The 22,187-nt window shown below is 68.4% G+C and carries 9 protein-coding genes and 1 pseudogene; 6 read left to right on the top strand and 4 right to left on the bottom strand.

Annotated elements, in window-relative coordinates; genetic code table 11:
- Positions 1 to 40: 40 nt before the first annotated feature.
- From QFZ47_RS20815 to QFZ47_RS20830, 4 genes and pseudogenes are all read left to right on the top strand, one after another.
- Positions 41 to 1,984: pseudogene (locus tag QFZ47_RS20815) on the top strand (AMP-binding protein); the annotation flags it as partial.
- Positions 1,985 to 2,105: 121 nt separating this feature from the next.
- Complete coding sequence (locus tag QFZ47_RS20820; protein WP_307658984.1) at positions 2,106 to 3,083, top strand: non-ribosomal peptide synthetase; 978 nt, start codon at positions 2,106 to 2,108, stop codon at positions 3,081 to 3,083.
- Between the two features lie 13 nt (positions 3,084 to 3,096).
- A complete protein-coding gene (locus tag QFZ47_RS20825; protein ID WP_307657427.1) occupies positions 3,097 to 12,681 on the top strand; it encodes a non-ribosomal peptide synthetase in 9,585 nt (3,194 codons plus the stop codon).
- On the top strand, positions 12,681 to 13,517 hold the full coding sequence (locus tag QFZ47_RS20830; RefSeq protein WP_307657428.1) for a thioesterase domain-containing protein: 837 nt from the start codon (positions 12,681 to 12,683) through the stop codon (positions 13,515 to 13,517). The genes QFZ47_RS20825 and QFZ47_RS20830 overlap by 1 nt, the downstream gene beginning before the upstream one ends.
- A 119-nt stretch (positions 13,518 to 13,636) precedes the next feature.
- Here the strand turns inward: QFZ47_RS20830 and QFZ47_RS20835 are convergent, their stop codons facing one another.
- The 4 genes from QFZ47_RS20835 to fhuF all read right to left on the bottom strand — a co-directional run bounded on the left by QFZ47_RS20835 (position 13,637) and on the right by fhuF (position 18,785).
- Positions 13,637 to 15,802, bottom strand: coding sequence for a TonB-dependent siderophore receptor (locus tag QFZ47_RS20835; RefSeq protein WP_307657429.1), 2,166 nt, complete (start codon positions 15,800 to 15,802; stop codon positions 13,637 to 13,639).
- A 145-nt stretch (positions 15,803 to 15,947) separates the two neighbouring features.
- On the bottom strand, positions 15,948 to 17,030 hold the full coding sequence (locus tag QFZ47_RS20840; RefSeq protein WP_307657430.1) for a GNAT family N-acetyltransferase: 1,083 nt from the start codon (positions 17,028 to 17,030) through the stop codon (positions 15,948 to 15,950).
- Positions 17,031 to 17,062: 32 nt separating this feature from the next.
- On the bottom strand, positions 17,063 to 17,890 hold the full coding sequence (locus QFZ47_RS20845; RefSeq protein ID WP_307657431.1) for a formyltransferase family protein: 828 nt from the start codon (positions 17,888 to 17,890) through the stop codon (positions 17,063 to 17,065).
- A gap of 70 nt (positions 17,891 to 17,960) precedes the next feature.
- Positions 17,961 to 18,785 carry a siderophore-iron reductase FhuF gene (fhuF, locus tag QFZ47_RS20850; protein WP_307657432.1) on the bottom strand — a complete coding sequence of 275 codons (825 nt, stop codon included), beginning with the start codon at positions 18,783 to 18,785 and terminating at the stop codon, positions 17,961 to 17,963.
- A 205-nt stretch (positions 18,786 to 18,990) separates the two neighbouring features.
- Between fhuF and QFZ47_RS20855 the strand changes: the two genes are divergently transcribed.
- Positions 18,991 to 20,688, top strand: coding sequence for a cyclic peptide export ABC transporter (locus tag QFZ47_RS20855; protein WP_307657433.1), 1,698 nt, complete (start codon positions 18,991 to 18,993; stop codon positions 20,686 to 20,688).
- A gap of 48 nt (positions 20,689 to 20,736) precedes the next feature.
- Positions 20,737 to 22,038 carry a lysine N(6)-hydroxylase/L-ornithine N(5)-oxygenase family protein gene (locus tag QFZ47_RS20860; protein WP_307657434.1) on the top strand — a complete coding sequence of 434 codons (1,302 nt, stop codon included), beginning with the start codon at positions 20,737 to 20,739 and terminating at the stop codon, positions 22,036 to 22,038.
- The last annotated feature ends 149 nt before the right edge of the window (positions 22,039 to 22,187 follow it).

A 22,187-nucleotide genomic window follows, 5' to 3' on the forward strand; every position in this document is an offset into this window, starting at 1 on the left:
GGCCCTGCCGCTGAGCCCCGAGCAGCGCGCGGTACTGGCCATGCACGGCGGTGGTGCGTTGCGGCCGATCGCGATGGCGGTGGAGATCGAGGGTGCGCTCGACGAGGCACGCCTGCGCACCGCCGCGGCGAACGTGCTGCAGGCCCACGAGTCGCTTCGGCTTGCGCTGCGCGAGGCGCCCGACGCCAGCGGCTGGCGCCAGCAGCCGCGCGCCACGCTGCCGGCCACCCATGCGCAGGCCGATGCGCCGATGCGGCCGGAAGAGGGCGGCATGGTCCGGCTCGGGCTGGAGCGCCTCGGTGCTTCGCGCCATCGCCTGACACTGTCGGCGCATCCCCTGGCCGCCGACGGCACGAGTCTCGCGATGCTGCTCGCGCGCATCGCCGATGCGGTGCGCGGCGATGCGCCCGTTGCCGCCGAACCGGAAAAGCCATTCCAGTACACGCAGTTCGCCGCATGGCGCGAGTCGCTCGCGCAAGACGACGAAGAAGACGCCGTGAAGGGGCGCGCGTACTGGGCCGGCGACACGAACAACGCCGCAACCCTGGCCGCGCCGCGCTTGGCCGTGCGGCAGACCGCCGCCGATGCAGCTGCCGATGCCTCGCGGTCGCCCGCGCGCTGTGTGGTGGCGCGGACTGTCGATACCGGCCTGCGCGCGCGCCTCGATGTGCTGGCCGGGTCGCAAGGCGTGGCAACGCCCGAACTGCTGCAGGCCGCGTGGTGGGTGCTGCTTGCGCGCCTGACCGGCTTTGCCTGCTTCGCCGCCGGCTGGCAGCACGACTGCCGGCGCGACTACGAGGTGATGCAGGTCGCCATCGGCGTCTACGAGAAGGTGCTGCCCATGCGAGTGGAGGTCGATGCGCAGCAGCTGTTCGCGGACTGTCTCTCCTCCTTGGTTGCGCAGTTGCGTTCGCATGTCGAGGCGCAAGAGTACTGCGTGCTCGACGGTCTTGCCGATGCGCCGCATCTCGCCGTCGGCTTCGCACTGCATGTGCCCGAGGACGGCGCGCTGTCGTCCTGGCCGGTGGTGCAGCGACCGGGGCCGCTGCCCTGCTTCGAACTGGCGCTGGAAGCCGAATGGTCGGCGCAGTGCGCCGCGCTCTCCCTGCATGCCGATGAAAGCCGCTACAGCGAGGCCGCGCTCGCGCGCCTGCTGCAGCAGTTGCATCGCCTGCTGCAAGGTGTGGCCGACAACCCCGCCACACCCCTGCAAGACCTGCCGCTCATCGACGACGCAGAACGCCAGTCCTTGCTCGCGCTGGAAGGCGCAACGCTCGACGTGGGCACGCAAGGCATTGCCGACCGCATTGCCCACTGGGCGCGAACCACGCCCGATGCCCCGGCGATCGAAGACGGCGAACAGCACCTGAGCTATGCGGCGCTGGACGCCGGCATCAACCGCCTGGCGCGCTGGATGCAGGCGCAGGGCGTGCAGCGCGGCGCGCTGGTGGCGCTGGCGCTGCCGCGTTCGCTCGACCTGCTGGTTGCGATGCTGGCGGCCTGGCGCGCTGGCGCGGGCTACCTACCGCTCGAACCCGAATGGCCGGCGGCGCGCCGCCATGCGGTGTTGGCCGATGCGCAACCCGTCCTGCTGCTGCAGGTGGACGCTGTGCAGAGCGCCGAAGCCCCCGCATGGCGCGTGGCGGCGGTTGGCGGCATCGACCTGTCGGGCTTCGACGCCACCGCACCCGACGTGCCGGCGAGTCCGAACGACCTGGCCTATGTGCTCTACACCTCCGGCTCGACCGGTGGTCCGAAGGGCGTGGCGATCGAGCACGCCCAACTGCTCAATTACGTGGCGACTGTTTCTTCGGCGATGCAGCTCGAGGGTTACCGGCGCTGGGCACTCACCAGCACGGTGGCGGCCGACCTGGGCAACACCGCGTTGTTCGGTGCCTTCTTCAACGGCGCCTGCCTCGTGGTCGCGGATGCGCAGGCCACGAAAGACGCCGCCGGCTTTACCCGCTTCATGACCGAGCGGCGCATCGACGCGCTCAAGATCGTGCCTTCGCACCTCGAGGCGCTGCTGGAGGCCGAGGCGCCGGTGCTGCCGCGCCTGCTGGTACTGGGGCGGCGAGGCGACGTCGCGTTCGCTGCTGGCGCGCATCGCGCGTCTCGCACCGGGGTGCACGGTGTTCAACCACTACGGACCGACCGAAACCACGGTCGGGGTGATGGTGCACCGGCTCGATGCCGGCGCCGCCTTTCCCGACGTGCTGCCGTTGTCGCAGGTGCTGGCCAACAACCGCGTGCGCGTGCTCGATGCGGCCTTGCGGCTCGCGCCCACGGGCGCGCTGGGCGAGTTGTACGTCGGCGGTGCGCAGCTGTGCCGCGGCTACCTTGGCGGCGTGTCGTCGGATGCATTCGTGGGCGACCCCTTCCTGCCCGGCGAGCGGCTCTACCGCACGGGTGACCTGGCGTGCGTGTTGCCGGATGGCGCGATCCGTATCGCCGGCCGCGCGGACCACCAGTTGAAGGTGCGCGGCTTTCGCGTCGAGCCCGGCGAGATCGAGGCCGCGCTGCTGGCGCTGGCGGGTGTGCGACAGGCCGTGGTCCTGCCTGTTGCCACTGCCGCGGGTGACGTGGAACTTGCGGCCTGCCTGGTCGCCGAAACCGGCGTGGCCGAGACGCTGCGCGACCGGCTGGCCGCGCTGTTGCCGGCCCACATGGTGCCGGCGCGTTGCGTCGGGGTAGTGGAGTTTCCGCGCCTGGCGAACGGCAAGGTCGACCGCCTCGCGCTCGTGGCACTGGCCAGCGCACCCGAGCAGGTATCCGGGGAGGCGGACGTGCCCACCGACGCACTGCAGCACCTGCTGGCCAGCGCCATGGCCGGGCTGCTGGGACGCGCGTCCATCGGCGTGGACGACGACTTCTTCGAGCTCGGCGCGCACTCGCTGTTGGTGATCAAGTTGGCCGCGCGCATCCGCCGACTGCTGCGCGTGGACATTGCGCCGGGGCTGGTGTTCGACCACCCGAGCGTCTCGACGTTGGCGCAGGCCGTCCGCGTGGCGAGCACCGACCTCGCGCAGACCGAACAACTCGCGGACACCTGGCGCCTCGAAGCCGGGGCCACACCTTCTTGAACGGAAACGCTTGATGAACGAGACGACGAAGATGCCGCAAAAGCTGCAGGAGTGGGAAGCGGAAGCAGGCCCGGACGCCATTACCGTGTGCACGGTGCCCGGGGAGGCGGTGGCGATGTCCTTCGCGCAGCAGCAGCTGTGGTTCCTGCAGAACCTCGAGCCTCGGCTGACGGCCTACAACCTGCCGCGCGTGTTCCGCCTGACCGGCCCGCTCGACGCCGACGCGCTGGAGCGCGCGTTCCAGGCGCTGGTGGTGCGCCATGCGGTGTTGCGCACGCGCTTCTTCAGCCGCGACGGCTCGGCGCTGCAGACCGTGCAGGAAGAGGCCGCGTTCGGCATCGAGCGCATCGACCTGCGCGGCGAGGCGGCCGCCTCGCGCCAGGAGAAGCTGGACGAAGCGGTGCGCCGCACGGTGTCGCACGTGTTCGATCTCGCAACGGCGCCCGCGCTCGTGGCGCGGCTCGTGCGGCTCGACGAGCAGACGCACGTGCTCGCCATCTGCCTGCACCACATCGTTTCCGATGCGTGGTCGAACCCGATCCTTGCGAAGGACCTGGCCGAAGCCTATGGCGCCGCATTGCGCGCGCCGGGCCCCGTGCGCCTGCCGGCCCTGCCGCTGCAGTACGCGGACTACGCCTGCTGGCAGCGCGCGCGCGCGGCCGCCGGCGCAATGCAGCGCGACCTGGACCACTGGAACGCGCACCTGGGCACCGAGGTTCCCGCGCTTGACCTGCCGACCGACCGTGCGCGGCCGGAGCAACTGGGCTTCGACGGCGCGGTGGCGCATTTCGCGCTCGACGCGCGGCTATCGGAAGCACTGATGAAGCTCTGCCGCGCCGAGCGCAGCACGCCATTCGTGGTGCTGTTCGCCGCGTGGCAGGTGCTGCTCGCGCGCTACAGCGGCCAGTACGACTTCGCGGTCGGCGTGCCCTCGGCGGGCCGGCACCGTGAAGAGCTGCACGGGCTGCTGGGCTTCTTCGTCACCACGCAGGTGTTCCGCGCGCGGCTCTCGCCACGGATGTCGCTGCGCGAGGCCTGCCGGCAGGTGCGTGCCGACGTGCTGGCCGGCCTCGACCATGCGGACCTGCCGTTCGACGTGTTGCTCACGAGCCGCACGGACCGGCGCGAACCGGGGCGCAGCCCGCTGTTCCAGGTGATGTTCGGCCTGCAGATGGAAGACGGCGCCCAGGGCCCCGTCCTGGAAGGCCTTGATGTCGAACAGATGGAGAGACCGCACCGCAGCGCGAAGTTCGAACTCTCGCTGGACCTGACGATTTCTGGATCGGGTGTGACGGCCCAGCTCGAATACAACACGGCGCTGTATGAACGCACCACCGTGGATCGAATGGCGAAAGCCTACCTTGAGGTGCTGAATCAGCTCGCGACCGACGCCGATTGCCGCATCGGAAATTTCGATCTCGTAGACGCTTCCGATCGCCAACAACTCAAAGAGTGGGAGAACGGAAAAAAAGGCACCCCGGATTTCGAACCTGTGCATCGATTCTTTGAACGCCAAGCGTCTGCCCGGCCGGAGGCGATCGCGTTGGTCTTCGGCGATCAGACGCTGAGCTACGCCGAGCTGAACCGGCGAGCCAATCGCCTTGCGCACCATTTGACGGGGCGAGGCGTCGGTCCCGAGAGCCTAGTCGGCGTTGCCGCGGAGCGTTCGATTGAAATGGTTGTCGCACTGATGGCGATCCTGAAGGCCGGCGGTGCCTATGTGCCGTTCGACCCGGAGTATCCGGCGGACCGGCTGGCCTACATGATGGCGGACAGTGGCATCGAGTTGCTGCTGACGCAGGGTCATCTGGCAGAGCGGATGTCGACGCTGGGCCGCTCGCGGATGTTGCTGCTGGACACGCTGGACACGCTGGACACCCGTGCCGAGCCGGCGAGCGACCCGAAGATTCAGCTGCATGGCGACAGTCTTGCGTACGTCATCTATACGTCGGGCTCCACCGGAAAGCCGAAGGGCGCGGCCAACAGGCATCGCGCGCTGTGCAGCCGCCTCGTCTGGATGCAGGAGGCTTACCAGTTGGGCGAAGGCGACACGGTGCTGCAGAAGACGCCCTTCAGCTTCGACGTCTCGGTGTGGGAATTCTTCTGGCCCTTGATGTTCGGCGCCCGCCTCGTCGTGGCGAATCCCGGTGATCATCGCGAGCCGGAGCGGCTGGTGGCGTTGATCAGGAAGCACCAGGTCGACACCCTGCATTTCGTGCCGTCGATGCTGCAGGCCTTTCTGGCTTATGAGGATGTGGAGGCGTGCACGAGCTTGCGTCGCATCGTTTGCAGCGGCGAAGCCTTGCCTGCCGAGACGCAGAACCGGGCTTTCATGCGGCTGCCGCAGGCAACGCTCTACAACCTCTATGGGCCGACGGAGGCGGCCATCGATGTCACGCATTGGACCTGTCGCAAGGACGGGCGGAGCCAGGTGCCGATCGGCCGGCCGATCAACGCGACGCAAACAAAGGTGCTCGATGCGGACCTGAATCCCGCCCCTGTGGGCGTTGTGGGTGAGCTGTACCTGGGCGGGGTGAACCTTGCGCGAGGCTATTTGAACCGCGCCAACCTGACATCCGAGCGATTGATTGCGACGGACGGGGGGCTGCGGTTGTACCGGACCGGCGATCTTGCATGCTGGAACGCCGAAGGGCAGCTGGAGTACCGGGGTCGTACCGATCACCAGGTGAAGGTGCGCGGGTTTCGCATCGAGCTGGGCGAGATCGAGGCACAGATACTGGCCCAGGCAGGCGTTCGGGAGGCTGCCGTGGTGATCGCCGACGGCCCCGCGGGCGGGCGCCTGGTGGGCTACCTGTCGGTGCACGCGGGGCAGGAAGTCGATGTGGCCCAGCTCAAGCAGAGGCTAGGTCAGGCGCTGCCCGATTACATGGTGCCGGGCACGGTGGTCGTGCTGGCATCCCTGCCGTTGAATGCGAACGGCAAGGTCGACCGGAAGGCGTTGCCCGCGCCGGAATTTGCGAACGAGCGCAGCTACGAAGCGCCCGAGGGCGATGTGGAAATCAAGCTCGCCGCGATCTGGGCAGAAACGCTGGGCGTTCCTCGCGTGGGGCGCAACGACAACTTTTTCGAACTCGGCGGGCACTCCCTGCTTGCACTGGGCCTGCTGGAGCGCATGCGGGCGCATGGGTGGAGCGTGCAGGTGCGCACGCTGTTCCGCCAACCTCGCTTCGCGGCTTTCGTGCAGGCATTGGCGCAGGAGCGAGGGGGAGATGAAGTCGTTGTTCCGGAGAACGGCATTCCGATGGGATGCGAGGCGATCCGGCCGGAAATGCTGACCTTGATCGACCTCGACGACAGGCAGATCGAGAGCATCGAAGCGTCGGTTGTTGGTGGCGCCGCGAACATCCAGGACATCTATTCCCTGGCGCCTCTGCAGCAAGGCATGCTGTTTCACCACATGCTGCAAACCGAGGGCGATGCCTATGTGACGCAGCATGTGCTGAGCTTCGACAGCCGGGAGCGCCTTGAACGTTTTGTCGAGAGTTTCAACACGATCATCGAACGGCATGACATCCTGCGTACCGCCGTGCTATGGGAGGGCTTGAGGGAGCCGGTCCAGGTCGTTCAAAGGCAAGCAAGATTGCATCTGCAATGGGCGCAAGAAGATCGCGACGGCGCGAGCAGCCTCGAGAACGGCGAACGCCGGGCGGAGCATCGTGTCGATGTGCGCGAGGCTCCCATGATTCACGCCATGGGGGCGTTTTCCGCAGCCCGCAAGCGTTGGCAGCTGCAGCTCCTGACGCATCACCTGGTGCTGGACCACACCACGCTCGAGTTGCTTGTCGAAGAGATCGCGCTGGTCCAGCAGGGCCGTGACGCCGAGTTGCCCCAACCCGTGCCCTACAGGCGCTACGTCGCGCAAGCACGCCTTGGCGTGAGCCAGGCCGCGCACGATGCTTTCTTCTCGGAAATGCTCGCGGACGTTCAGGAGCCCACGGCCCCCTTCGATCTGCTGAACGTACAAGGCGACGGTACGGACGCAGAAGAGGCGCGGGAACCGATGGACACCGCATTGGCGCAAGAGGTGCGACGCCAGGCGCAGCGCCATGGGGTGACTGCGGCGGCGTTGTTTCATCTCGCATTGGCCGTGTTGCTGGGCAGGACAACGGGGAAAGATGACGTCGTTTTTGGCACGGTGCTGCTGGGTCGGATGCAAAGCGGAAAAGATGCGGGGCGTGCGCTGGGCATGTTCATCAACACGCTGCCGGTGCGAATCCGGCTGGGCACGCACAGCGTCGAGGAATGCCTGCGGCAGACGCACAAGGCGCTCACGGGTCTCCTGCACCATGAGCACGCCAGTCTGTCGCGCGCACAGCGTTGCAGCGGACTGATCGGCAGCACGCCCTTGTTCTCCGTCCTGTTCAATTACCGCTATACCGAAGCCATTGAGGGGGAGGTGCCCGCTGCGTGGGAGGGCATGGAGGTGCTCGGCAGCCGGGAGCGGAGCAACTACCCGGTGGCGATTGCCGTGGACGACGAGGGAAAGGGCTTCAAGATCGGTGCGCAGGTCACCGCGGCGGTCGGCGCGCGGCGCCTGTGCGGCCTGATGGCCGAGACGATCCGCGGCCTGGTGATGGCGCTGGCCGAGCGCCCCGCCACGCGCATGAGCGCGCTGGAGGTGCTGCCGGCCGACGAATTGGCGCTGCTCATGCAGTGGGGCGAGAACGCGCCCGAGCCGGCCGTCGCATCCGCCGCCGCGAATGAAGCGCGTGCCGTGCACCGCCGCTTCGAGGCGCAGGCCCAGGCGCAACCCGATGCGGTGGCGGTGATCTTCGGCGAGGAGGCGCTGAGCTACGGCGCGCTGAACGCGCGCGCCAACCGTCTTGCGCACCGCCTGATCGCGCTGGGCGTGAAGCCCGAGACACGGGTGGGCATCGCGCTGGAGCGGTCCTTCGAGATGGTGGTGGGCATCCTGGCGATCCTGAAGGCCGGTGGCGCCTATGTGCCGATGGACCCGGCGTACCCGGCCGAGCGGCTGGCCTACATGGTGCAGGACAGCGGCATCGGACTGCTGCTGACCAGCGAAAGCCTGGCGGGCCGGATGCCGCGTCCCGAGGGCGAGGACACCGTGTTGCGCGTCGACAGCGAAGACCTGTCGGCCCTGCCCGCGCACGACCCTGGCGTGCCGCTGCACGGCCACAGCCTGGCCTACGTGATCTACACCTCGGGCTCCACCGGCAAGCCCAAGGGCGTGAGCGTGATGCATGGCCCCTTCGACATGCACTGCCGCGACACGGCCGTGCTCTACGAGATGGGGCCGCATTCACGCGAGCTGCATTTTTTATCGTTCGCCTTCGACGGTGCGCACGAGCGGCTGCACACCGCGCTCGGTTGCGGCGCCAGCCTGGTCGTGCGCGACGACTCGCTCTGGACGCCCGAGCAGACGCTGGCCGCCATGCAGCGCCATGGTGTGACCAACGCGGGCTTTCCACCGGTGTATTTGCGCGAGCTGGCCAACGAGGCGCGCGACAGCGGGCAGTGCCCGCCCATCCACCTGTACTCGTTCGGCGGCGAAGCGATGCCGCGCGAAGGCTTCGAGGCGGTATGCCGCTACCTGAAGCCGAAGATCCTGATCAACGGCTACGGCCCCACCGAAGCGGTGGTGACGCCGATGCTCTGGAAGGTGGGCGCCGACGAGCGCTGCGCGCCGGGCTATGCGCCCATCGGCCGGCCGGTCGGCGACCGCAGCGCGCTGGTGCTCGACGCGGACCTGAACCGGGTGCCGCGCGGCGTGCCCGGCGAGCTGTACCTGGGCGGCGCGGGCCTGGCGCGCGGCTACCTGCACCGCGCCGGCCTCACGGCCGAGCGCTTCGTGGCCGATCCGTTCGGTGGACCGGGCGGTCGCCTGTACCGCACGGGCGACCTGGTGCAGTGGGGGAGCGACGGCCAGCTGGAGTACCTGGGGCGCATCGACCACCAGGTGAAGGTGCGTGGCTTTCGCATCGAGCTTGGCGAGGTCGAGGCCCAGTTGCTGCGGCAGCCCGGCGTTCGCCAGGCGGTGGTGGTGGCGCTCGAGGGGCAGGGCGGCGCGCGGCTCGTGGGCTATGTCGGGGCGGAACAGGCGCTGGACGTGCCGGGCCTGAAGCAGGCGCTCGGCGAGGCGCTGCCCGACTACATGGTGCCTGGCACCATCGTCGTGCTGGACAAACTGCCGCTCAACGCCAATGGCAAGATCGATCGCAAGGCGCTGCCCGCACCGACGGCCGCCAGCGCCGAAGCAGCTTACGAAGCGCCGCAGGGCGAGGCCGAGACGGCGCTTGCGCAAAGCTGGGCCGAGGTGCTGGGCGTGGTGCGCGTGGGGCGGCAGGACAACTTCTTCGAACTCGGCGGCGATTCGATCCTGAGCCTGCAGATCGTGGCGCGCATGCGCAAGGCGGGTTGGCGCATCACCCCCAAGCAACTGTTCGAGCGGCAGACGGTGGCACTGCTGGGCATCGTCGCGCAGACGGTGAACAACGAGGCACAGCGCCGCACGAGCCTGCTCGACGGCGAGGTGCCGCTGCTACCGATTCAGGCCGACTTTCTGGATGCGGGCCTGCCCGTGCCCGGCCACTGGAACCAGTCGGTGCTGCTGCAGCCGCGCACGCCGGTGGAACTGGCCGCGCTGGGCAAGGCACTGGAAGCCGTGGTTGCGCACCACGATGCCTTCAGGCTGCGCTTCGTTCGCGATGCGCAGGGCCGCTGGACGCAGCGCTACGGCGCGAGTGCGCGCCACCCGGCGCACGAGCTGCTCTGGGTGCGGCAGGCGCGCGACGCCGCGCACATCGAGGCGCTGTGCGACGAAGCCCAGCGCAGTCTCGACATCGCGCAAGGTCCGCTGCTGCGCGCGCTGGCGATCGAGGTCGACGACGGCAGCCAGCGGCTGCTGCTCGCCGTCCATCACCTGGCGGTGGACGGCGTCTCGTGGCGCATCCTGCTCGAAGACCTTGGCACGGCCTGCGCGCAGGCGCTGCGCGGCGAGGCCATCGTGCTGCCAGAAAAAACCAGCAGCTACAAGGACTGGTCGCAGGCCCTGCAGGCGCATGCGTCGCAGCTCGCGCAGGACGAACGCGAACTCGCGCACTGGCGCTCGCTAGCCGAAGTGCCCTTGCAACTGCCGTGCGACCGCCCGGCGGGCGCGGCCACCACGGCCGAGCAGTCGAGCGTGGAATTGCGGCTGGACAAGGCCGCCACCGAGGCACTGCTGAAGGACGCGCCTGCCGCCTACCGCACGCAGGTCAACGACATCCTCCTGACCGCGCTGGGCCGTGCGCTCTGCACGTGGAGCGGGCATGAGCGCATCCTGATCGACCTGGAAGGGCACGGCCGCGAAGACCTGTTCGACGGCATCGACCTCACGCGTACGGTGGGTTGGTTCACCAGTGCGTTCCCGGTGGCGCTCGCGCCGCTGGGCGAGTCGGGCGCTGCGCTCATGCGGGTGAAGGAAAGCCTGCGCGGTATTCCGGGCAAGGGCCTGGGATTCGGCCTGCTGCGCCAGCGCCAGGCACTGGGAACGCCGGCGCCGCGGGGCGCGCAGGTGGTCTTCAACTACCTCGGCCAGTTCGACGGCGACTTCGACGAAGAAGCACGATGGACGCTGGCGGCCGAGGGCATGGGCGTCGCGGTGAACGAAGGCGCACCGATGGGACACGAGTTTCAGGTGAGCGGCCAAGTGTATGCCGGCGAACTCGCGCTGCGTGTGATGTTCAGCCGCGCGCGCCACGACACGGCCAGCGTCCAGGGCTGGGTCGACCGCTTCAGGCAGGAACTGCTGGCGCTGATCGCGCATTGCACCAGCGGCCTGGCGGATGCGCAGGGCGTGACGCCGAGCGATTTTCCGCTGGCGGCGCTGCAGGCAGGTTCGCTCGACGCATTGGTGGCGCGCCTGCCCGAGGCCACGACGCAGATCGAGAACATCCATCCGCTCACGCCGGGCCAGGAGGGCATGCTGTTCGAAAGCACCCTTGCGCCGGGGACGGAGATCAATGTCGTGCAGACGCTGGTGCACATGGTGGACCTCGATCCAGTGCGGCTCAAGTCGGCCTGGCAGTCCACCGTGTCGCGCCATGCCGCGCTGCGAAGCGGTTTCCATTGGCTGCCCGACGGTGCGCCGATGCAGGTGGTGCTGAAGCAGGTCGACGCGCCGGTGCAGCTGCTCGACTGGCGCGGCCGGCACCGCGACAAGGCGGCACTGGAACAGGCCTGGGACGTGCTGTGCGAGGAAGAGCGCCGCCGCGGCTTCGACATGGACCGGCCGCCGCTCGCCCGCTGGATGGCGGTGCGCGTGGACGACAACGCCTGGCGGCTGGCCTGGACCTGGCATCACATCCTGTTCGACGGCTGGAGCGTGTCGCGCGTGATGGGCGAACTGTTTGCGCTGTATGCGGGCGGAAAGGTGGCGTCGCCCCTGCAGCCATATGCCGATTTCGTGGCCGCGGTGCGCAACGGGCGCGACGCGAAGGACGAGGAAAAGACCTACTGGCGGGACCGCTACGCCGATATTGGCCGCGCGCCGACGCTGCTGTGCGGCGTGCCGCTGCAGCGCTGGGCGCCGGCCGGTTGCGACAGCCGCCGCGTGGTGCTCGATGCGGACGCCACCCGCGCGCTGCGCGCCATGGCGCAGGCCGAGCAGGTGACGCTCAACACGCTGGTGCAGGCTGCGTGGGCGCTGCTCCTGATGCAGCGCACCGGACGGCCGGGCGTGTGCTTCGGCGTGACGATGTCGGGGCGCTCGTTCGAGATGCCGGGCATCGACGACGTGGTGGGCCTGTGCGTCAACAGTCTGCCGCTCATGCTGCGCCTCGACGGCGAGACGGGTGCGATGGGCGTGGGTGCATGGCTGCGGCAGATCGTCTCGGCCAACCTGGCGCTGCGCCAGCGCGAGCATGCGCCGCTGCCGGTCGTGCAAGGCTGGCTCGGCGCGCCGGGGCAGCCGCTGTACGACACGCTGGTGATCTTCGAGAACTACCCGGTGGACGAAGCGGTTTCGCGTGGCGCGGGGCCGAGCCTCGGCATCCAGGCCTCGTCGGGCCGCGGCACGCTTGGGGTGCCGCTGGTGCTCATCGTCGAGACGAAGGGCGAGGAAATGTGGCTGAGCTTCGAGCATGCCCGCGAGGTGTTCGACCCCGAGGGCATTGCCGAGCTTGCGGCGCAGATGGAACGCACGATGAAGGCGCTGCTGCAAGGCACCGGCCGCACGGTGGCTTCGCTGCTGGAGGCGCCGACGGCCGCTCGCGCAGCGTTGATGCGTGCGCCGGTGCAAGACGTGGTTGCGGGTGCACCGCGCAGGGCACTGCCAGCGGTCGCGTTCTCGGCGCTGGCCGAGGTGTGGCGCAGCGTGCTGTCGGCACCTGCCGCGGCGCCGCGCGCGCACTTCTTCGAGCTCGGCGGCGATTCGCTGCTGGCCGCGCGCCTGGTCATGCAATGGAACGAGCGGGTGGAGCGCGAAGGCCTGCCGGCCGGCGCGATGCACCTGCGCGACGTGTTCGAACACCCCGTGCTCGACGAGCTGGCCGCGGCCTTGTGCCTGCCGGGGGAGCGAGCGAATCCGTACGAGGGCCGCACCGCGCCCCTGGCCACTCTCGAGGAGACTCTTTGATGACCCGGCAACCTGTCTTTGACGAGGCCGCGACTGCGACGTCCGCACGTGTTGCGCTCTATGCATTTCCTGCGCGCGCCTGGAAGCGCGACGAATACGCGGCGCTGCAGGATGCCGTGCCGGCGCTTGCCGTGGTCAGCGAGCCCGGCGCAGAGGCCGACTGGGCCGGCGATTCGGTGGACGCCATGGCCGACCGCTACGCGCATGCCATCGCATCGCGGGAGCAGGCGAAGCGGCGTCCGATCGCGTTGTTCGGATACTCCGTGGGGGCGCTCGTGGCGCTCGAGGTCGCGCGCCGGCTGCGCGAACGCTTCGACATCGCGTGGGTGGGCGCCGTCGACATCGCGGCCTATCCGCAGATGCGCGCCGCGCTCGCCGGTGCCCCGCCGCTCGATGCCGCTGAGCGCGAGCCGCTGGACGCCGCGCTGCGGCAGTGGATGGCGCGCTCGGCCATGCGCGGACTCTGGCAGGAGACGCTGGACCGCATGGCACGGCCGCAACACGATATGTTCCTTCGCGAGGTGGTGCGCGCCTTCGGCGCGGCGCTGCCGGTCGACGGGCCGGCGGCCGGCTCGCAGGAGCACACGCTCTGGAGCCGCGTCAATTGCCTGCGGCTGGGCATTGTGCATGCGGTGGGCGATGAAATGCCTGCGCCGGTGCGCCGCTGGATGTCTCAGGAAATGGCGGCGGGTCCCGGTGCGCGGACCGAGGGCGCTGAAGTGATCGCCGGTAGCGACCACGCGGGCGTGCTGGCCGATCGCACGCTGCATGCGGCCGTGCTGCGCGAACTCGAAGCGGTGGAGACTGAAGAAAAAGAGGCGGGCGTTCGCATCTAGCTTGCGCGCAGCCCGCCCTCGCGGTTTGAAAACGGAACAGGCCACGTGGCGCCGGATGGGCGCCACGTGGCCTGTGCTGCTTCAGGAGCGGATGCCGGCCGGAGCCGGCGCTCCCGTTCTCAGAACTGGTACTTCGCGCTCGCGACCAGCGCACGGTCGTTGCCCGGGTAGTAGCCGCCGTAGGCACGCGATGCCGCGTACTTGCGGTTGGCCAAGTTGGTGGCGCTCAGCGAGAAGCGCCACGGGCCCTGGCGGTAGTGCACGGTGGCGTCCAGCAGTGTCACGCCGCCCTCGGCCGAGGTGTTGGCCACGTCGTTGTAGCGGCGGCCGATGTAGCGCATGCCGCCGCCCACGCCCCAGCCGTTGTCCATCGTGTAGTCGAGCCACAGCGATGCGGTCTGCTTGGGCACCTGGATGGGAGTGTTGCCCAGCTCGTTGGTGTCCGCGCTCTGGAGCACCTTCATGTCGAGCCAGGTGTAGGAAGCGGTGAGGTTCAGGTTGCGCGCGATCTCGGTCTTGCCTTCGAGCTCGATGCCGCGCGAGCGGATGCGGCCGATCTGGCGGGATTCGAAAGTCTGCTGGTCGTAGGTGACCACGTTCGACTTGCGCAGGTCGAACACGGCGGCCGTGAACAGCGAACGCGCGCCTTCAGGCTGGAACTTCACGCCGGCTTCCCACTGCTTGCCGCGGCTCGGGCGGAAGGGCTGGCTGTTGACGTCGACGCCGCTGGTCGGCAGGAACGATTCGCCGTAGCTGAAGTAGGGCGCCCAGCCGTTGGAGAACAGGTAGGTCAGGCCCGCGCGCCCGCTGAACTTGTCGTCGGTCTGCGAGCTGGGTTTGCCGGCCAGGCGATCGAAGGCGTCGGTCTTCACATGGTCCTGGCGGCCGCTGAGCGTGACGACCCAGCGGTCGGCGATCTTGATCTGGTCCTGCAGGTAGACGCCGAGTTGCTCGGTGGTCTGCGAGGCGTTCAGGCCGACCCTGGTCGGCTCGGCAACGGGCAGGCCATAGACCGGGAACAGCAGATCGAGGCTCGGCGCCGGGCCGGTGAGCGACTTGGTCGAGTAGTTGATGCGGGTCCAGTCGACGCCGAACAGCAGCGCGTGGTCGACGATGCCGGTGCGCACACGGCCTTGCACGTTGGTGTCGGCCGTTAGCTGGTGGACGCGTTCAGGGTCAGCCCGCGCAGTGCGCAGGAGCGTGCGGCCATCGGCCTGCAGGGCCGTGCGCATGTGGTTCTTGTCGGTGTCGAAGTCGTTGAAGCGCACGTTCTGGCGCACGGTCCAGCTGTCGTTGAAGTGGTGCTCGAACATGTAGCCGAGCGCATTCTGCTTCTGCTTGATCCAGCTGTAGCGCGGCTCGCCTTCCTTGACCCAGGTGGGCACGCCACGCAGGCCGACCACGTAGCCGGTGTCGTCGCCGGCCTTGCTCTGCAGGAATTCGGCCAGCAGCGTGAACGAGGTGGAGGCCGAGGGCTGCCAGCGCAGCGAAGGCGCCAGGTAGTCGCGCTTGACCTTCACGGCACTGCCGTTCGGGTAGGTCTCTTGCGTGTTGCTGTCGTGTGCGACGCCGACCAGACGGTAGCTCAGCGTGTCGCTGATGGCGCCGCCCAGGTCCACGCCCAGTTGCTTGCGCCCGAAGCTGCCGAGCTGCACTTCGACTTCGCGCACGGCCGTGGCGCTGGGCATCTTGCTCACGCGGTTGACGACGCCGCCCGCGTCGGACTGGCCGAAGGCCACCGAGGCCGGGCCACGCAGCACTTCGATGCGCTCCAGGCCGTAGGGTTCGGTCAGCGAAAAGGCCGGCAGCAGCAGGCCGTCGCGGTACATCGCGTTGGTGGCGTCGAAGCCGCGCAGCAGCAGCCAGTCGATGCCGCGGGCGTCGTAGCCCCAGTTGCCCACGGCCACGCCGGGGGTGTAGCGCACGGCTTCCATGACGTTCTGCACGCCACGTGCGTCGAGTTCCTCGCGGCCGATCACCGAGATGGACTGGGGCGTCTCGATCAGGGGCGTATCGGTCTTCGTGCCCGTTGCACTGCTGCGTGCCACGTAGCCCTGCACCGGACCGTTCGCGACCTCCGGCTCTTCACGCACCGTCACCACCGGCAGCGTGTTGCCGCCGGTGCCCGGCGACGCGGCGGAAGCCGGGAGCCTGGGCTGCTGCCCTTCGGGTTGGGAGGCCGTCTGGGCAGAGGCGCAGAGGCTCCAGAACGCTGCTGCGGTTCCGAAGGCGGCCATGAGCGAAACGTTCAGCAGGCGCTGCCGGGGCAGGGAAAGAGGACGCATGAAAAAGGACTCCCGAATAGTTAGGTTCGCGAATTTTAATGAGAATGGTTCTTATTAATATTCAATTCTCACAACCCAGTTGTGCCGCAGCAACAGAAATCCCGCTCTCTTGTTCGTCGTAGGCCGGGGGCGCTGGCGCTCGCGGCTATGCGCCGTGCGCTGCAGCTTCGGGCGCGCGCGGCAGCCAGAGGGCATCGCAGAAGTAGTGCTCCCGCAGCATCACCACCAGCTGCGCGCGCTTGTGCGGCAGGTTGAATTCCTTGAGCTTGGCGTAGCCGGATTTGTCGAGGTTGCGGATCTGCTGCACGTGGTCGATGCGCGGCTCGCCCACGGCGCGCTGCGTGCGCGGGTCGCACAGGAAGATGTAGTGCGAGATCGAGGTGAGCCACGCCGTGGCATAAGCCTTGCCCCGGAATGCGGGGTCGCCGACCAGCACGTGCCAGCCGCGGTCGTAGTCCTGCACGTCGTAGAAGGGGGCGATGCGGCTTTCCTTGGCCCAGTACATCTCGAAGTAGGCGAAGGGCTCGCCGTCGAAGCTGGCGATCATCGAGTACATGTGCGGATCGCGGTCGATGGCCGTGAGGTAGGCGCGGTGCTTGTCGAGGTCGCCTTCTTCTTCCCAGATCTTCGCCACGTCGGGGTCGTTCATCCAGCGGTTGAACAGCGGCAGGTCGCGCTCGAAGTCGATGCTGCGAAAAGAGAAGGTCTTGCCGAGCCAGGGAATGAACCGCTGGTAGAGCGTGCCGCGCGGCTTGGGCGGGCGACGCGGGTGGTACTTGCCGTGGGTCAGCACGAACTGCTGCGCCATTGGCGTGTGCACGTTGGGCAGCCAGAGCCTGGGCTGCTGCCACAGCAGTTCGCAGTAGGCGCGCGCGCTGCCGTCTTCTGCCGGCAGCAGCACGCCGGCATGCGCCAGCTCATCGAAGAGGTCGGCGCCGGCGAGCGTGAGGGCTTTGCTGCCGGGGTGGTGCGCAAACGCGGCTTCGAGCGCGGCGAGCACGTGCGGCGTGGCGCTCGACGCCTCGCCTTCGACCTGTGCCAGCACCAAGCCGTCGCCGGTGCCGTCGAGTTTCCATTGCGACTGCGAGCCGCTCGTGCGGTTGCGGACCATGAGGCTGCGGCCGTCGTACGTGACGTCGTGCGGTGCACCGTCCACGTAAGTGGTCAGCGGTGAGGTCGAACGGGTCTGGGCAGGGGCCGCCGGGGGCCGCGTGGTGGCAAGCGTCATATGTCTCCTTGGGTGAACCGAGTCGGATGGGCTCAGAGGTGAGGTGCCAGCAGGGCCAGGCCCTGGTGCATGGCGGGGAAGAGGCTGCGGTTGAAGTTGTTCCAGCGCAGCTCGAGAATCGAATCCTCCGGCCCGATGTCGGTGCCCAGGACATCGAAGATGACCTCGCCCGAATCGATACCGTTGTCGACGTAGTGCAGCGACGCGCCGGTCTTGACGACCGGCTTCGTGGCCACCTTGGCCATCGTCTGCCAGTCCACCACCTTCTCGCCTCGCGCGCCGTGCAGCGCATCGAGCGTGGCGCAGGCGCCGCGGCGCTGGAACGGCGATTCGAGGCGCGTGATGCCCGGGTGGATGTTGACAATCTTGCGGTGGAAGCGGGCACCGGGCCGCACCAGCTCGTCGAGGATGACCAGCAGCCCGTCGAGCACGACCGCGTCGGCGCGCAGCGTCAGCAGCTTGTCGAGCAGCGCGCGTTCGAAGGTGCTCTTGCCCGCCACGCGCTCGGCCGAATTCATCGGCAGGCGCCGGTACGACGAGGGCACCGCGTGCAGCATGTCTTTCAGCAGCCGGCCTTGCGCGCGCAACTCGCCCGGGAAGATCCACTTTCGCTCGGGGTGCCATGCAAAGCCGTAGTCCGCCAGCGCCGCCTGGTCGCGCGGCGACTGCGGGTCGTCGTCGAACACGATGCCTTCGAGCGAGTAGGCGTCGCCGAGCGGCGTGGTGTCGAGCGCCTCGGCGAGGTACTCGAGCGGCGACTTCATGTAGCGGGGTTCCCCCCTGTAGTCGATGTTCTGGCCCGCCTTGTCGGCGGCGGCATTTCTCAGCGAGAGGACGTAGACGAGCTTGGCCTTGGGCATGGAAGTGGGGGTGTCGGCGTGGGATGAATGGTTCGGGTCTCCGAGGGAGACGAAATACCCGGCAATCTGTTCACCCGCCTCTGGCCTCGCCGACCTCGGCCGCGTTTTCGTCTTCACCGCCGTCTTCACCGTTGCCGTCGTTGCCCCGGCGATGCTGCGGCGCCAGCGGGCAGGCGCCGCAATAGCCCTCACCCGGCAGCAGGTGGTAGAGGCAGCAGTGCCGGTGCAGCTTCATTGCAACGGTGCGGCCTTCGTGGTGCCACGGCACTTCGCGCTGGCGCCCGTGCAGCGGGTTGAGGCCGTCGGCGGCTTCCGGCCAGGCGGCCGTGTGCAGCAGGTGGGCCTGGTCTTGCGCGATGGTGGCCGAGCCGCCGGTCAGTTGCAGGCCCTGCTGAAGGATGGGTTCGAGGCGGCGCGCCGCGTTGCCCCAGAGGATCTTGGGCGCCAGCGGCGTCAGCCGCGTGAGTTCAGCGAACAGTGGTGCGAGGTGCCGCCACAGCAACGGCCCGTAGCGCTCCGACGTTGCGGCGCCGTGCCGCGATTCGCCGAGTTCGACGATGTGGAAACCGAGCACATCGCCGTTGCCGTCGAGCCGTACCCAGACCTGCGCGGCCGAGACCGGAAAGACATGCTGCAGAACGCTCGCCCCCGCCACGACGGGCGGCAGCAGAACCTCGAGATACCGGAGGCTCCATACCGAGGCGACAGCCCGCAGGTCGCTGCCGGCGTCGCCCCTGAAGCGCGCGTGCCGGCGCAGCACTTCGCCCAGGCGCGGGCCGGGCTGCAGCAGGTCGGCCACGCGCATGGCGTCGGCGGGAGGGGCTGGCGCGCACTGGAGCCCTTCGCCGAGCGGCGCCAGTTCGCCCCGGAAGATGGGCGCCAGCAGCGGGATCATGGGCCGGCTCGCAAGAGCGCAGCGAGGCGTCGCTCAGGGTGCATGCCTTCAAGACGCGCGAGCGGCCCGCATGTTCACAGGAGCACGCATCGAAGAGCCCCGGGCCGGCATCGCCATGAACATCGGCGGGCCCCGGTCGTCTATGCAAGGAGCGGCATCGCGCCGCATGAACGCAATCGCCCCGATGGGCGGAAAGACTCCTTGCATGACATCTTCCAGTGGTACTGGTGCCGGCAGCGGCAATCGCGCGGAAGTCGCGCGCCTGCTGAAACCTTTTCTCCCGTGGATCCTGCTGTCCGTGGTCACGGGCGTCTTTGCGGGCATTGCCACCGTGGCCCTGCTGCGCACCATCAACCAGGTGCTGAACCAGCAGGGCAGCATGGCCGGCGGGCTGCTGCTGACCTTCATCGGGCTGTGCCTGGTGGCACTGTTCGGCCGCATGGCGTCCGACATCTCCACCAATTTCGTCGGCCAGCAACTGGTGGCGCAGGTGCGCAAGAGCCTCGCGCAAAAAATTCTCTCGGCGCCCATCGATGCGCTGGAGCGCTACCGCACGCACCGCCTGATGCCGGTGCTGTCGCAGGACGTGGACATGATCAGCGACGCCGCCTTCGTGCTGTCCACCGCGCTGATCGCGGTGGCCGTGGCGCTGGGCTGCCTGGCCTACCTGGCCTGGCTGTCGCTGCCGCTCTTTTGCCTGCTGTTCGTGGCACTCGTGCTGGGCGCCACCTTCCAGACCGTGGCGCAGACGCGCGCCGAGGTCGGCTTCTGGAAGGCGCGCGAGCATGAAGACCTGCTGCACAAGGCCTACCAGGCGATCAGCGAGGGCGCCAAGGAATTGCGCATGCACCGCGAGCGCCGCACCCGCATGTTCGGCGGCCAGATCGAGCGCATCGTGGACAGCATCCGCAGCGTCAACAGCCGTGCCATCAACGTCTTCGTGCTGGCCACCTCGTTCGGCTCGGCCATGTTCTTTCTCTTGATCGCGTTGATCCTCGGGTGGGCCGCATTCCGCACGACCGAGCCCGTGGTGCTCAGCGGCTTCGTGCTGGTGCTGCTGTTCCTGAAGGGGCCGATCGACCAGATCGCGCGCTCGCTGCCCAACGTGGGCCGGGCCAAGATCGCCTTCATGCGCATCGCCGACCTGTCGGCGCGCTTCGCAAGCCCCGAGCCGCACCTGCACCTGGAGCGCACGGGCGGTCCGCAGACCCTGTCCGAAGGCATCGGCATGCGCGGCGTGCGCTATGCATTCGACGCGCCGGATGGCGGCGAGCCTTTTGTGCTCGGGCCCATCGACCTGCAATTGCGGCGCGGCGAGATGGTGTTCGTGGTGGGCGACAACGGCTCCGGCAAGACCACGCTGATCAAGCTGCTGCTGGGCCTGTACGCGCCGCAGCAGGGTGAAGTGCTGCGCGACGGCGCCGTCGTCACGCCCGAGTTTCGCGACGACTACCGGCAGCTGTTCACGACGGTGTTCTCCGACTTCTATCTGTTCGAGAACCTGGTCGCGAACGAGAAGGGCGAAGAGGGCGCACACGCGCTGCCGCAAGCCGCGCTGCCTTACCTGCAGCGCCTGGAGATCGCCCACAAGGTGAGCATCAAGGACGGCTCGTTCAGCACCGTCGACCTGTCGACCGGCCAGCGCAAGCGGCTGGCGCTGGTGCATGCCTACCTCGAAGGCCGTCCGGTGCTGGTGTTCGATGAATGGGCGGCCGACCAGGACCCGACCTTCCGCCACCTCTTCTACACCGAGCTGCTTCCCGAGCTGCGTGCCAAGGGCCACCTGCTGGTGGTCATCTCGCACGACGACCGTTACTTCCACCTGGCCGACCGCGTGATCACCATGAAGGCCGGGCGCATCGAGGAAGACCGCGCACGCGCACCGCAGGGGCTGGCCGCCTGAGAGGGCGCCTGCCCGCCCCAATCCAACACACAGAGGAGTTGACATCCCATGCAACACATCCATGACCTGATCGGGATCGGATTCGGCCCGTCGAACGTTGCGCTGGCCATCGCGCTCGACGAGAAGCGCCACGGCGGCAAGCCGCTGGACGCGCTGTTCATCGAGCGGCAGCCCAGCTTCGCCTGGCACCCGCACATGCTGCTGGACCAGGCGCACATGCAGATCTCTTTCCTGAAGGACCTCGCGACGCTGCGCAATCCCACGAGCCGCTTCACTTTCGTGAACTACCTGCACGAACAGGGGCGGCTCACGGACTTCATCAACCTCAAGAGCTTCTTTCCGAGCCGCCACGAGTTCAACGACTACCTGCGCTGGGCCGCGGGCCAGTTCGAGGAGGCCTGCCGCTACGGCGAGGAAGTGTTTGAAGTGCTGCCTGAGAAGCAGGGCGGCGAGGTGTCGCTGCTGCGCGTACGCTCGCGCGACGCCGGCGGCCGGGTGCAGGAGCGGCTCGCGCGCAACCTGGTGGTCGGCATCGGCGGCGTGCCCAACATTCCCGAGGGCTTCCGGGGGCTGCGCGACGATCCGCGCGTGTTCCATTCGAGCAGCTACCTGAAGGACATGGCAGGGCATCCGCAGGCGCGCAGGATCGCCATCGTGGGCGCGGGCCAGAGCGCGGCCGAGATCTTCATGGACCTGCAGGGGCGCGCGGGCGCGCCGCAGGTCGACCTCATCATGCGTGCGCGCTCCATCCGGCCGTCGGACGACAGCCCCTTCGTGAACGAAGTGTTCAATGCCGACTTCACCGACTACATGTACAGCCGCGGCAGCGATGAGCGCGCCGCGCTGCTCGACGAGTTCTCGCAGACCAACTACGCGGTGGCCGACCTCGACCTGATCCAGCAGATCTACAAGGTCTTCTATGACCAGAAAGTGGCGCGCGGCAACCGCCTGCGCATGCTGCGCCAGCACGATGTGCGCGCGGTCCGCGCCGCTTCGGATGGGGTCCATCTCACGCTGCTGGACCGCGACGTGCGGCGCGAGAGTACGGTTCGCTACGACGCCGTGGTGCTCGCCACCGGCTATGCGCGCGACCAGCACAGGGACCTGCTGCTGCCGCTCGCGCCGTACCTCGGGGACCACGACGTCGATCGCTACTACCGCCTGAACGGCACGCCCGATTTCCACCCGGGCATCTACCTGCAGGGCGCTTGCGAGGACAGCCACGGCCTGAGCGACACGCTGCTTTCAGTGACCTCCGTTCGCACGGGGGAGATCGGCAATGCATTGCTCGCCGCCCAGTCCCGTGCGCGCAGCACTGTGCGCGACGCGCCGCAGGCCGTCCAGATCTAGCTCCGGCCCAGCCGCGGGTCTCCTCCCCTGTTCCGGGGCGTGCCACGCTTCGGCGGCGGGGAGCGCCCGAACGTCCCGCTTCCCCCTCCATGCGCAGAATCGTTCCTTTCGCTCTTGTTCTTCTTCTGGTCATCGTCGGTGCCGGGCTG

The organism is Variovorax paradoxus (genome assembly GCF_030815975.1).
Taxonomy (GTDB): Bacteria; Pseudomonadota; Gammaproteobacteria; order Burkholderiales; family Burkholderiaceae_C; genus Variovorax; species Variovorax paradoxus_N.

Coding starts and splice junctions, on each gene's coding strand:
- QFZ47_RS20825 (WP_307657427.1), top strand. CDS start 3,097: ATGAACGAGACGACGAAGATGCCGCAAAAGCTGCAGGAGTGGGAAGCG.
- QFZ47_RS20830 (WP_307657428.1), top strand. CDS start 12,681: ATGACCCGGCAACCTGTCTTTGACGAGGCCGCGACTGCGACGTCCGCA.
- QFZ47_RS20835 (WP_307657429.1), bottom strand. CDS start 15,802: ATGCGTCCTCTTTCCCTGCCCCGGCAGCGCCTGCTGAACGTTTCGCTC.
- QFZ47_RS20840 (WP_307657430.1), bottom strand. CDS start 17,030: ATGACGCTTGCCACCACGCGGCCCCCGGCGGCCCCTGCCCAGACCCGT.
- QFZ47_RS20845 (WP_307657431.1), bottom strand. CDS start 17,890: ATGCCCAAGGCCAAGCTCGTCTACGTCCTCTCGCTGAGAAATGCCGCC.
- fhuF (WP_307657432.1), bottom strand. CDS start 18,785: ATGATCCCGCTGCTGGCGCCCATCTTCCGGGGCGAACTGGCGCCGCTC.
- QFZ47_RS20855 (WP_307657433.1), top strand. CDS start 18,991: ATGACATCTTCCAGTGGTACTGGTGCCGGCAGCGGCAATCGCGCGGAA.
- QFZ47_RS20860 (WP_307657434.1), top strand. CDS start 20,737: ATGCAACACATCCATGACCTGATCGGGATCGGATTCGGCCCGTCGAAC.